Source organism: Lentzea sp. NPDC006480 (genome assembly GCF_040611995.1).
GTDB lineage: Bacteria > Actinomycetota > Actinomycetes > Mycobacteriales > Pseudonocardiaceae > Lentzea.
Window position 1 is genome coordinate 1 of record NZ_JBEXPJ010000234.1, and the last position, 11,827, is coordinate 11,827.

The 11,827-nt window shown below is 68.8% G+C and carries 12 protein-coding genes; 11 read left to right on the plus strand and 1 reads right to left on the minus strand.

Annotated elements, in window-relative coordinates; genetic code table 11:
- Positions 1 to 84: 84 nt before the first annotated feature.
- Positions 85 to 1,449, minus strand: coding sequence for a phosphatase PAP2 family protein (locus tag ABZX92_RS42930; protein ID WP_355571472.1), 1,365 nt, complete (start codon positions 1,447 to 1,449; stop codon positions 85 to 87).
- Positions 1,450 to 1,565: 116 nt separating this feature from the next.
- Here ABZX92_RS42930 and pafA point away from each other — a divergent pair, with 116 nt between their 5' ends.
- The 11 genes from pafA to htpG all read left to right on the plus strand — a co-directional run.
- Positions 1,566 to 2,924: a Pup--protein ligase gene (gene pafA / locus ABZX92_RS42935; RefSeq protein ID WP_355571453.1), complete on the plus strand. Its 1,359-nt coding sequence runs from the start codon at positions 1,566 to 1,568 to the stop codon at positions 2,922 to 2,924.
- 32 nt (positions 2,925 to 2,956) lie between these two features.
- Entirely contained in the window at positions 2,957 to 3,961 is a 1,005-nt protein-coding gene (locus ABZX92_RS42940; protein WP_355571455.1) for an oxidoreductase, read from the plus strand.
- On the plus strand, positions 3,961 to 4,608 hold the full coding sequence (locus tag ABZX92_RS42945; RefSeq protein WP_355571457.1) for a hypothetical protein: 648 nt from the start codon (positions 3,961 to 3,963) through the stop codon (positions 4,606 to 4,608). The genes ABZX92_RS42940 and ABZX92_RS42945 overlap by 1 nt, the downstream gene beginning before the upstream one ends.
- A gap of 27 nt (positions 4,609 to 4,635) precedes the next feature.
- Positions 4,636 to 5,463 carry an alpha/beta hydrolase gene (locus ABZX92_RS42950; RefSeq protein WP_355571459.1) on the plus strand — a complete coding sequence of 276 codons (828 nt, stop codon included), beginning with the start codon at positions 4,636 to 4,638 and terminating at the stop codon, positions 5,461 to 5,463.
- A 60-nt stretch (positions 5,464 to 5,523) separates the two neighbouring features.
- Entirely contained in the window at positions 5,524 to 6,489 is a 966-nt protein-coding gene (locus tag ABZX92_RS42955) for a WYL domain-containing protein (RefSeq protein WP_355571461.1), read from the plus strand.
- Entirely contained in the window at positions 6,486 to 7,457 is a 972-nt protein-coding gene (locus ABZX92_RS42960; protein WP_355571463.1) for a YafY family protein, read from the plus strand. Before ABZX92_RS42955 ends, ABZX92_RS42960 begins: the two co-directional genes overlap by 4 nt.
- 18 nt (positions 7,458 to 7,475) lie before the next feature.
- A complete protein-coding gene (locus ABZX92_RS42965) occupies positions 7,476 to 7,748 on the plus strand; it encodes a bacteriophage holin (RefSeq protein ID WP_355571465.1) in 273 nt (90 codons plus the stop codon).
- Positions 7,741 to 8,028 (plus strand): Sec-independent protein translocase subunit TatA, encoded by a 288-nt coding sequence (gene tatA / locus ABZX92_RS42970; RefSeq protein WP_355571466.1) that lies wholly within the window; start codon positions 7,741 to 7,743, stop codon positions 8,026 to 8,028. Before ABZX92_RS42965 ends, tatA begins: the two co-directional genes overlap by 8 nt.
- A gap of 58 nt (positions 8,029 to 8,086) precedes the next feature.
- Positions 8,087 to 9,049 carry a twin-arginine translocase subunit TatC gene (gene tatC, locus ABZX92_RS42975; RefSeq protein WP_355571474.1) on the plus strand — a complete coding sequence of 321 codons (963 nt, stop codon included), beginning with the start codon at positions 8,087 to 8,089 and terminating at the stop codon, positions 9,047 to 9,049.
- A complete protein-coding gene (locus ABZX92_RS42980; RefSeq protein ID WP_355571468.1) occupies positions 9,046 to 9,906 on the plus strand; it encodes a diacylglycerol kinase family protein in 861 nt (286 codons plus the stop codon). The genes tatC and ABZX92_RS42980 overlap by 4 nt, the downstream gene beginning before the upstream one ends.
- A gap of 45 nt (positions 9,907 to 9,951) precedes the next feature.
- Positions 9,952 to 11,827 (plus strand): molecular chaperone HtpG (gene htpG, locus ABZX92_RS42985; protein ID WP_355571470.1); only part of this gene is annotated, 1,876 nt, incomplete at its 3' end.

Here is an 11,827-nt window from a genome sequence, read left to right on the forward strand (position 1 = left end):
GCGGGGCCCCCGCGTTCCCTTTGTCGGCACGCGGGGAGCTTTCGTTTGCCAGGAGCGCACGAAAGGGCCCCGCGTGCCGGAAAGCTAGGGGCGGTAGATGCCCAGGGCTGCGGCTCGGGAGCGGAAGGCGAAGTGATTGCCCCTCTCGCGCACCTCACCATCGGTCGCGATCGAGATCGGCGCGCCGTGCACCTCGACGTTCAACGACGCCACCTCGAAGTGCTCGTACATGCGCGAGTGCTCCAACGCCCCGAGCAGCGCCCCGATGAAGAACCTGGTCCGCGAGAACTGCCGATCCGCCCGCACGTACCGCACGTCGAGCAGCCCGTCGTCCAGCCGGGGGCGCATCGTCGGCGCGAACCCCTTCGGCCGGTACGGGCCGTTGCCCACGAACAGCAGCCACACCAGGTGCTTGTCACCGTCGATCGTCATCTTCAACGGCTTCGCGCGCTGCAGCACCCGGAACAACGCCATCGCCGCCGCCGGCCACTTGCCCCAGCGCTTCTCCAGCTTCTCGCGGATCCGCACCATGTCCGGATAACCGCCCAAAGACGCGGTGTTCACGAACCACTGGTCGTTGACCTGCGCCAGGTCGACCCGCACACCCACGCCGTCGGCGACCGCCCGAGCCGTGTCGTGCAGCCCCTCGATGCCCACGTCACGCGCGAAGTGGTTCAACGTGCCGGAGGGGATGAGCACGAGCGGTAGGTCGCGCTCAGCGGCAACGGAGGCCACGGCGGCCACGGTCCCGTCGCCACCGGCCACCCCCAGTGCTTTCGCGCCGGGCACGTCGGCGAGCTCGTCGATCGAGATGATCTGCGCCTTCGGCCACTCCTCGACGATCTGCGGCGTCGGGTCCGGCCCGATCCCGGAGTGCGGGTTCACCACCACGACCAGCCCGTCGCCTTCCTGCAACGACGTCAGGTCGGCGTGCTCGTAGGCCGAGGCGGGCTCGTTGCGGCCGAGCGGCCACCACCGGCGGGTCAGCAGCGCGGCACCGACACCCACCGCCGCACCGGCCGCGACATCCGATGGCCAATGAACGCCCGTGTGCACGCGTGAATAAGCCACGGCGGCCGCGATCGGTGCCACCACAGCGCCTGCTTCGGGTGATTCCATGGCCACGGCCGTGGCGAAAGCGGCGGCTGACGCGGAGTGACCGGACGGAAACGACGAGGAGGTCGGCCGGCGCGACAACCGGCGCGGCACCGCGATCAGATCCGCGGCGGGCCGGCGTCTCGGGAAAAGCGACTTCCCGACGAGGTTCGCGCTGGCAGAGGCCCCGGCAATGGCCGCGAGACCCCGCAGCGCACCCCGCCGGAACGGCCCCTTCCGAGTCGCCAGAATCGCCGCGATCACGAACCACAACACACTGTGGTTAGCGGCCTTGGAAAGCCTCTTCAAACCCCTGTCCAGCCTGCTCGCGGGCAGTCCGGCGGAGGAGCTCATGAGCTTCTTGTCGAGAGCGCTGACCCGTTTCCACACGCCACCGACACTAAACCGCAACCGGCGTGCCGCCCGAACGGATCACCCTCGCGCGGCCGGAAGTCGCCTACTGTTGAGGTATGCAGCGGCGGATCTTCGGCATTGAGACAGAATTCGGGGTGACCTGCACCTTCCACGGGCAGCGTCGTCTGTCCCCGGACGAGGTCGCGCGGTACTTGTTCCGCCGGGTCGTCTCCTGGGGGCGTTCGTCCAACGTGTTCCTGCGCAACGGTTCCCGGCTCTACCTGGACGTCGGCTCGCACCCGGAGTACGCCACGGCCGAGTGCGACGACCTGGCCCAGCTCGTCACCCACGACAAGGCCGGTGAGCGGATCCTCGAGGACCTGCTCGTCGACGCCGAGCGCAGGCTGGCGGACGAGGGCATCGGCGGCGACATCTTCCTGTTCAAGAACAACACCGACTCCGCGGGCAACTCGTACGGCTGCCACGAGAACTACCTGGTCGCGCGGGCCGGTGAGTTCTCCAGGATCGCCGACGTGCTGCTGCCGTTCCTGGTCACGCGCCAGCTCATCTGCGGCGCGGGCAAGGTCCTGCAGACCCCGCGCGGCGCCGTGTACTGCCTCTCGCAGCGCGCCGAGCACATCTGGGAGGGCGTGTCGTCCGCGACCACCCGGTCCCGCCCGATCATCAACACCCGCGACGAGCCTCACGCGGACGCCGAGCGCTACCGGCGCCTGCACGTCATCGTCGGCGACTCGAACATGTCCGAGGTGACGACGCTGCTGAAGGTCGGCAGCGCGAACCTGGTGCTGGAGATGATCGAGCAGGGCGTCCAGTTCCGGGACTTCTCGCTGGACAACCCGATCCGCGCGATCCGCGAGATCAGCCACGACCTGACGGGCCGCCGCACGGTCCGGCTGGCCGGTGGCAAGGAAGCCTCCGCGCTCGACATCCAGCGCGAGTACTTCGAGAAGGCCACCGAGCACGTCGCGAAGCGCTCCCCGGACCCGATGGCGCAGCGCGTCCTCGAACTGTGGGGCCGCACGCTCGACGCCGTCGAGGCGCAGGACCTGTCGAAGATCGACCGCGAGATCGACTGGGCCATCAAGAACCGCCTGATGGAGCGGTACATGGCCAAGCACAACATGGACCTGTCCAACCCGCGCATCGCCCAGCTCGACCTCGCCTACCACGACATCCGCCGCGGCCGGGGCGTGTTCGACCTGCTGCAGCGCAAGGGCCAGGTCGAGCGGGTGACCGACGACGGCGAGATCGAGGCGGCCAAGGACACCCCGCCGCAGACCACGCGGGCCAAGCTGCGCGGTGACTTCATCGCCGCCGCGCAGGCCGCCGGGCGTGACTTCACGGTCGACTGGGTGCACCTGAAGCTGAACGACCAGGCGCAGCGCACGGTGCTGTGCAAGGACCCGTTCCGGGCGGTGGACGAGCGCGTCGAAAGGCTCATCTCGTCGCTTTAGAGGCATCCCGAGAAGTGGCAGAGTGCCGTCGCATGAGGATCATCGCGGCGGCACTCGCTGCTTTTCTGGTTCTACCCGCCGGAGTCGCGTCGGCCGCGGACTCCTACTGGGAGCTGAAACCGACCGGCACGGACGCCCGGTTCCGCGGGTTGTCCGCGGTGTCCGGGCAGGTAGCGTGGGTCAGCGGCTCGAAAGGCACCGTCCTGCGCACGGTCGACGGCGGCCGGACCTGGGAGTCCGTCGGACCGCCCGGCACGGAGGCGCTGGAGTTCCGCGACATCGAGGCGTTCGACGCCCGCAACGCCGTGACCCTGTCGATCGGGCCGGGCGAGTCGTCGCGGATCTACCGCACCTCGGACGGCGGCAAGACCTGGCAGGAGTCGTTCCGCAACACCGACGCCAACGCGTTCTACGACTGCGTGGCGTTCTTCGACCGGTTCCGCGGGCTGGCGCTGAGCGACCCCGTCGACGGCAAGTTCCGGGTTCTCAGGACCTGGGACGGCGGCCGGTCGTGGCACGTCAACGACACGAAGGGCATGCCGGACGCGCTGCCGGGCGAGTTCGCGTTCGCGGCGTCCGGGCAGTGCGTGACCACCAGCGGCAACCACGCGTGGATCGCGACCGGCGGCGGCGCGAAAGCACGGGTGCTGGAGTCGCGGGACGGCGGCAGGTCGTGGCAGGCGTCGGACACCCCGTTGCCGAGCGGTGAGGCGGCCGGGGTGTTCGCGGTGGCGTTCAAGACGCCGTGGCGGGGTGTGGCGATCGGAGGCGACTACCAGAAGCCGACCGATCCGACGCCGGCGTTCGCGATGAACGACGGACGTGGCTGGGTGGCGGGCAAGAACGCTCCGGTGGGCTACCGGTCGGGCATCGCCTACCGCGGCAACGGGCTGGTGGCGGTCGGGCCGTCGGGCACGGACGTCAGCAAGGACGGCAAGAGCTGGAAGGTCGCGGACACGGGCAGCTTCGACACGGTCGACTGCGTGGGCTCCACCTGCTGGGCATCGGGCGAGAAGGGACGGGTCGGCCGCACCTGATGCGCCTGCATCCTGGCGAGCCCGAGGCCTCGGACTGGCGGGTCGAGAAGCTGTCCGAGGTCGCACGGCGGCTGCGTGAGGGTCAACCCACCGGACGGCCCCTTCTCGTCGCGATCGACGGGCGCGGCGGTGCGGGGAAGTCGGTCCTCGCCGAACGGCTGCGGTCGGCCGTGCCCGCGTCCGGGGTCGTGCACACCGACGACGTCGCGTGGAACCACGCGTACTTCGACTGGGGCGGCCTGCTGGTCGACAACATCATCAAGCCGCTGCACCGCGGCGAGGCGGTGGAGTTCCGGCCGCCGGCGTGGGCCGAGCACCACCGGCCGGGCGCGATTCGCGTCCCCGCCGGGATGGACGTCGTGTGGATCGAGGGAACGGGGATCATCCGCGAGGAGCTCGCCCCGTGGATCGACGCGTCGATCTGGGTGCAGGGAGACCTGGACGAGCAGGAACGCCGGTTGATGGCGCGCGACGGTGACTCTGCCGAGCAGCAACGACATGTGACCGCATGGCTCGCCGAAGAGTTGCCGTTCATGCTCCGCGAGCAGCCGTGGCGCAAGGCGACCTTCATCGTGGCCGGGACGATCGAGCACGACCGCGAGTCCGAGATCGTCATCGGTCGTTTCCCCGCGGGCCCAGGCGGGTAGCTCTAGCGGGTGTTCGAGGGTTTTTCCTTGCGCCGCATCGATGTCGGCGAGGCCGTGCTGCGAGTGCGGACCGGTGGTGCAGGGCCACCGGTCCTCCTCCTGCACGGCCACCCTCGAACCCACGCGACGTGGCACCGCGTCGCGCCGTTGCTCGCCACGGATCACACGGTCGTATGTCCGGACCTGCGTGGCTACGGCGAGTCCAGCAAGCCCGGTGACTACTCGAAACGGGCCATGGCGCGCGATTTCGTGCACCTGATGAGCGCTCTTGGGCATGAGGAGTTCGCGGTCGTCGGTCACGACCGTGGCGCGGCGGCGGCGATCAGGCTGGCACTCGATCACCCGACAAAGATCACGAAGCTGGCCGTGCTGGACGGGCTGCCGATCGGGGCTCATCTCGCCAGGTGCGACGCGAGGTTCGCGAAGGCCTGGTACCACTGGTTCTTCCTGGCCCAGCAGGACCTCGCCGCCGCGATGATCAACGCGGACCCCGATCTCTTCTACGGCGGGCGCTACCACGACACCCCGCTCGCGATGGGCGTGGAGAACTGGGCCGACTTCCAGAAGGCCATCCACGACCCCGAGACCGTGCTCGCCATGTGCGGGGACTACCGGGCCGGGCTGGAGATCGACCGGCAGCACGACGACGAGGACAGGGCGAACGGCAGGAAGATCTCGTGTCCCGTGCTGGCGTTGTGGTCGGCCAAGGACGACCTCGGTGAGCTTTACGAAAACCTCGACGCCGTGTGGGCTGAGTGGGCCGATGACGTGCGGATACGGTCCATCGACTGTGGACACCACATGGCCGAGGAAGCGCCCGTGGAGCTGGTGCGGGAGTTGCGCACGCTGGTCTGAACGGACCGTTCACAACAGGTGATGTCAGGGTTTCGGCGCGCACGAGGTTAGGGTTAGCCCGTGGCCATCGCACGCGCCGAACGCCTCGTCAACCTGGTGCTGTGCCTGCTGTCGACCCGCCAGTACCTGACAGCGGAGCGCATCCGCGCCATCGTCCCGGGCTATCACGAAGCTCCGACGGACGAGGCGTTCTTCCGCATGTTCGAACGGGACAAGTCCGAGCTGCGCGATCTCGGCGTGCCGCTGGAGACGGGCAGGCAGTCCAACGCCGAGGGCGCGGAGGACGGGTACCGGATCGCGCGGCGCGACTACGAGCTCGGCGACATCGACCTCGAACCCGACGAAGCGGCTGCCGTCGCGCTGGCCGCGCGGCTCTGGGACTCGCCGCAGCTCACGGGTGCGGTGCACGGCGCGTTGATCAAGCTCAGGGCCGCCGGGGTGGACGTCGACCAGGACGCGCCTGCCGCCGTGGAGCCCAAGGTCCGGGCCAACGAGCCCGCGTTCCCGCCGCTGCTGCAAGCCGTTCAAGCCGGGCAGGCGGTGGCGTTCGACTACCGCAAGCCGCCGCCGGGCGGGCAGAAGGAGCGAACGGTCGAGCCCTGGGGCGTCGTGGCCTGGCGCGGCAAGTGGTACCTCGTCGGCTGGGACCGCGAACGCGACGACACCCGCTGCTTCCGGCTCTCCAGGATCGTGGGCACCGTCAGGACCGTGGGCAAGCCCGCCGCGTTCAAGGTGCCCGAGGGCGTCGACCTGATGAGCCTCATCGCGCGCACGCAGGTCGATCCGCACCACACGGCGCCCGCGAAGATCTGGGTCGCCAAGGATCGCGCTCAGGGCCTGCGCCGGCACGCCAAGATCATCGAGGAACGCGACGGCGGCGACGTCGTGGAGATCGACCTGAAGTTCCCCGACTCGGCGGCGAAGTGGCTGGCCGGGTTCGGTCCCGACGTCGTGGTGCTGGAGCCCGAAGTGCTGCAGAAGTCCGTGCGCGACCGCCTGCAGGGCGCACTGGAAGGAGCGCGGTGACCGCGTCGAACGAACGGCTGCCGCGGCTGCTCGCACTCGTGCCGTACCTGCTCAACCGGCCCGCCATCACGGTCAAGGAGGCCGCCGCCGACTTCGGGATCACGCCGAAGCAGCTGCGCAAGGACCTCGAACTGCTGTGGATGTGCGGCCTGCCGGGCTACGGGCCCGGCGACCTGATCGACCTCAGCTTCGAGGGCGAGACGATCACCGTCTCGTTCGACGCGGGTATGAACCGGCCGCTGCGGCTCACCGCGGCCGAGGCGTCTTCGCTGCTCGTGGCGCTGCGGGCGCTCTCGGACACACCCGGTGTGGTCGACACGGACGCGGTGCAGCGGGCGCTGGCCAAGATCGAGTCGGCAGTCGGCAAGGCGCAGCCCGCGGGCATGGTCGTCGGGCTCGGGGCGTTCGAGCGCGAGGAGACCGCGGAGATCCGCGCAGCCGTGCAGGACGCCGTGAAGCGCGAACGGGCCGTGCGCATCCGCTACTACTCGCAGTCGCACGACGCGATGAGCGATCGGGTCGTCGACCCGATGCGTCTGCTGCTCGTCGAGGGCCGCGGATACCTCGAAGGCTGGTGCCGTTCCGCGCTCGGAGTGCGGTTGTTCAGGCTCGATCGGATCGACGAGGTGCAGGCGCTCGACGAGCCGTCGTCACCGCCGCCGCACGCCCGGCTCACGGATACATCGGAGGGGTTGTTCCAGCCACGGGACGATCAGAAGATCGCGGTCCTTCTGCTCGAACCGGACGCGCACTGGGTCGCGGAGTACTACCCGGTCGATCACGCGGCCGAGCTCTCCGACGGCCGCACGCGTGTCCTCATGCGCTACGACGACACGTCCTGGATGGTCCGCCTGCTCCTCGGACTCGGCGGTGACGTGCACGTGGAGCAGCCCGTCGAGCTCGCGGGCGAGGTGCGGCGGCGGGCGGAGGAAGCGTTGCGCCGGGCAGATCACCTGCTGTCCACCTAAGACGTATAACGTGTGCTCGTGCCGTACACACCGACTCTGGCGCTGGTCGCGCTCGGCCTGATCGTGATGGTCGCGATCGGACTCCGAGTCATCCGATCCTTGCGTCGATTCGCCAGCGCCCGCACTCTGGTGGGGGACAGGGTCGGCGACGGCGTCGGACTGCTGAAGGCGCGCTCAGCCGCGCTCAAGGTGGCCTTCGCCGAACGGCGGCGCCCGGAACAGGCCCCTACCAGGGCGAACCCCGCGTACGATCGTCGTGGCGGGGGAGACAGGAGGATCACCAATGGGTAACCTCGGAGCCCCCGAGCTGATCATCATCGCTGTGGTGATCATTCTGCTCTTCGGTGCGAAGAAGCTTCCCGACATGGCTCGGTCGATCGGCCGGTCGGCGAAGATCTTCAAGGCCGAGACCAAGGGCCTGCGTGACCAGGACGCGGACGACGCGCCGGTCCAGCAGCAGCCCGTGCAGCAGCCGGCGCAGCAGCTCCCGCCGGCCCAGCCGCAGGTCCAGCAGCAGCCCCAGGTCGCTCCTCCCATCGAGCAGACTTCTCAGAACAAGGCCACCAACTGACCTTGCGGTCTCCTGACTTGTAAGGACGGTTAGCGCGGTGGCAAGTCCGTTCCGGTGGATGGCTGAGCGCCGGGAACGCGGCAAGCGTCGTCGGGGCAACCCCGACGGCACCATGTCGCTCAAGGAGCACCTGTACGAGCTGCGGCATCGGCTCGGCATGGCGATGTTGATCATCGCCATCGGTGCCATCTTCGGCTGGATCTGGTTCGCCGTGAAGCTGGGGCCGATCCCGTCGCTGGGCGACATCATGACCGGCCCGTACTGCCAGCCGGATCTCGCGCCGTACCGGGTTCAGTTCCCTGGTGAGACCGGCTGCCGTCTGCTGCAGACGGAGCCGTTCGAGAGCTTCATGATCCGGCTGCAGGTGGGCACGGCGGCGGGTGCGGTGCTGCTCAGCCCGTTCTGGCTGTACCAGTTCTGGGCGTTCATCACGCCAGGCCTGTACCAGAAGGAGCGCAAGTTCGCGCGCACCTTCGTCTCCTTCGCCGCGATCCTCTTCGCGGCCGGTGCGGTGCTGGCCTACTGGGTCGTGCCGCAGGGCCTGCAGGTGCTGATCAGTTTCGGTGGTGATCAGTTCATCACCGCGCTGACCGGTGGCAAGTACGTCTCGTTCATCATCACCATGCTGTTCATCTTCGGTGTGAGCTTCGAACTGCCGCTGGTCGTCGTGATGCTGAACCGTGCCGGTGTGGTCAGCTACGAGCTGCTGGCGAAGTGGCGGCGCGGGCTGATCATGGGTCTGTTCGTGTTCGCCGCGATCGCGACACCGGGCACCGACCCGATCTCGATGGTCGCTCTGGCGGTCGCACTCACCGCGTTGTTCGAGCTGGCGACCCAGCTCGCGCGCGTCCACGACAAGCGCAAGGCCAAGCTCCGCGCGGCTGAGGGCTGGGATGCGCTCGACGACGACGAGGCCGCGCCGTTCGACTACACGCCGTCCGACGACGACGGTCACGCACCTGGCGAGAAGTCCACCGCTTCGGAACCCGCGAAGCGCGTGAACTACGACGACGCCACGTGACGCGGGCGGCCTTGCTGGTCTGCCCCGCGTCGGGCAAGGGGCGGGCGGCCCGCATGGCCGGGTCGACCGCCGCCGCGTTGCGTCCGCACGTCTCGTCGCTGACCCAGCTGGTGGCGCACGACGCCGCCGGCACGCTGCAGATGGCCCGTGAGGCCGTCGCCGGCGGGGTGGACCTGCTGGTCGTGCTCGGTGGCGACGGTGCCGCTCATCTGGGCATCCAGGCGTGCGCCGGGACGTCCACGGCGCTGGGGATCGTGCCCGCCGGGACCGGCAACGACCTGGCGGCCGCGATCGGGTCCGCCTCGGTCGACGACGTGGTGTTCGGGACGCGCAAGCAGCTCGATCTGGGCCGGTTGTCGACCGGCCAGTGGTTCGCGACCGTGCTGTGCGCGGGGTTCGACTCGGCGGTGAACGAGCGGGCGAACGCGATGCGCTGGCCCGCCGGTCCGCGCCGCTACGACCTCGCGATCCTGGCCGAGCTGGCCTCGCTGCGGTCGGCGCCGCTGCTCGTGACGACCGAGACCGACACGTTCTCGCTGGACGCGACGCTGGTGGCCGTCGGGAACACGCCGAACTACGGCGGCGGGATCCCCGTGTGCCCCACCGCGGACGCGTCCGACGGCCTGTTCGACGTGACGGTCGTGGAGCACGCCAGCAGGTCGATGCTGGTCCGGATGCTGCCGACGTTGCGGACGGGCGCGCACACGTCGCATCCGTCCGTGCGCACCTTCCGCGCGCGTGAGGTGTCTCTGTCCGGTGGCAACGGCTGGATCGCGTACGCCGACGGCGAACGTCAGGAAGCGCTGCCCGTCTCGCTTCGCACGGTTCCAGGCGCTCTCACAGTCGTGGGTCGGTAAGTTCTACGGCTGTTCGTGCTCGTTTTTGATTTCGGTGGGGAAGCAATGGAGACGCTGGAGTTTCAGTCCGAGGCGCGTCAGCTGCTGCAGCTGATGATCCACTCGATCTACTCGAACAAGGACACGTTCCTGCGCGAGCTGGTCTCGAACGCCTCGGACGCGCTGGACAAGCTGCGGCTGGAGTCGTTCCGCGACAAGGACATGGACGTCGACGTCGACGACCTGCACATCGTGATCGAGTCCGACCCGGCCGCTCGTACGCTGACCGTGCGGGACAACGGCATCGGCATGACGCGCGAGGACGTCGTGCGGCTCATCGGCACGATCGCCAAGTCCGGCACCGCGGAGTTCCTCAAGCAGCTCAAGGAACAGCAGCAGTCGTCGTCCGACCTGATCGGTCAGTTCGGCATCGGCTTCTACTCGTCGTTCATGGTGGCGGACAAGGTCACCCTGGTGACCCGGCACCCGCACGCCGGTGGTGTCCGCTGGGAGTCGACCGGCGAGAGCACCTACACGATCGAGGACGTCGAGGACGCGCCGCAGGGCACCTCGGTCACGTTGCACCTCAAGCCGTCCGACGACGAGGACAAGCTGCCGGACTACACCGAGCCGGCGAAGATCCGCGAGATCGTCAAGCGCTACTCGGACTTCATCACCTGGCCCGTCCGGCTGGGCGGCGAGGACATCAACTCCCGCAAGGCGCTGTGGGCGCGCCCGGCCTCGGAGGTCTCCGAGGAGGAGTACGCCGAGTTCTACCGGCACATCAGCCACGACTGGAACGCGCCGCTCGAGACCATCCGCATGCAGGCGGAGGGCACGTTCGAGTACCAGGCGCTGCTGTTCCTGCCCGCGCAGGCGCCGCTGGACCTGTTCATGCGGGACAGCAGGCGCGGCGTGCAGCTCTACGTGAAGCGCGTGTTCATCATGGACGACTGCGCCGAGCTGATGCCCGAGTACCTGCGCTTCGTCAAGGGCGTGGTGGACGCGGCCGACCTCTCGCTGAACGTCTCGCGCGAGATCCTGCAGCAGGACCGCCAGATCCAGCTGATGCGCCGCCGCCTGGTGAAGAAGGTCCTGTCGTCGATCAAGTCCCTGCAGTCGTCGCGCCCGGACGACTACGCGAAGCTGTGGGGCGAGGTGGGCGCGGCGCTGAAGGAGGGGCTGCTCTCCGACGCCGACAACCGCACGGCGATCCTGGACATCTGCTCGTTCGCGTCGACCGACTCTCCGGACGCGCCGACCACGCTGGCTTCCTACATCTCGCGGATGAAGGAAGGCCAGGAGCACATCTACTACATGACCGGCGACTCGCGGACCGCCGTCGAGCACTCGCCGCACATGGAGGCGTTGCGCGCCAAGGGGTACGAGGTCCTCATCCTCACCGATCCGATCGACGAGATGTGGGTCGACGCGGTTCCCTCCTACGAGGAGAAGCTGTTCCAGTCCGTTGCCAAGGGGCAGGTGGATCTGGAGACCGAGGAGGAGAAGTCGGCCGCCGCGGCGAAGGCTTCGGAGTTCGCTGATCTGCTGACGTGGATGGCGTCCGCCCTGTCGGAGGACGTCAAGGAGGTCCGGCTCTCCACCCGGCTGACGACCTCGCCCGCCTGCGTGGTCGGCGACGACCACGACATCACTCCCACGCTGGAGAAGATGTACAAGGCGATGGGGCAGGAGCTGCCGAAGATCAAGCGGATCCTGGAGCTCAACCCGTCCCACGGGCTGGTGGAGGGGCTGCACGCGGCGTTCGCGGCCGGCGAACGGGACTCGCTCGCGGACACGGCCGAGCTGATCTACGGGCTGGCGCTGCTCGCCGAGGGTGGTGAGCTGGCACGCGCCGACGCAGCTGTCGATCGGCGTGAGCATGCTCGGCGAGTTGTTCAGCGTCGGGGCCAAGGCGCTGAACACCGGAATTCCGTTCGCT